The organism is Onishia niordana (genome assembly GCF_004798965.1).
GTDB lineage: Bacteria > Pseudomonadota > Gammaproteobacteria > Pseudomonadales > Halomonadaceae > Onishia > Onishia niordana.
Genome location: NZ_SDSD01000131.1, coordinates 1 through 252, shown reverse-complemented (window position 1 = coordinate 252; position 252 = coordinate 1). Strand labels below are relative to the sequence as shown.

Sequence of the window (252 nt, the reverse complement as noted above, 5' to 3'; positions counted from 1 at the left end):
CGTTCTGTATTGGCACCACCATAGTTTGCAGATTGGATACCATTAATCTTCTTAATAGCACTGGCAACTTTTTCGACATCTTGTGGATTATCTGCTTCAACGATATAAGCATCGTAGAGCGGGTTAGCATCACCTTGGAAAAGAGCCCAAGTGCTGCCCAATGTCTCTGTCAATTGCTTAAGTTGTTCATCTTTACTTGAGAACTTGATTGAAGCAACATCAGGGATTTTTTCAATTTCTGAATAAATTTTA

At 38.5% G+C, this 252-nt stretch carries 1 protein-coding gene; it reads right to left on the bottom strand.

What is annotated here, in order from left to right; all coding sequences use genetic code 11:
- The coding region (locus tag ETC27_RS18215; protein WP_240724970.1) for a permease-like cell division protein FtsX at nucleotides 1-252 on the bottom strand (252 nt) is incomplete at both ends.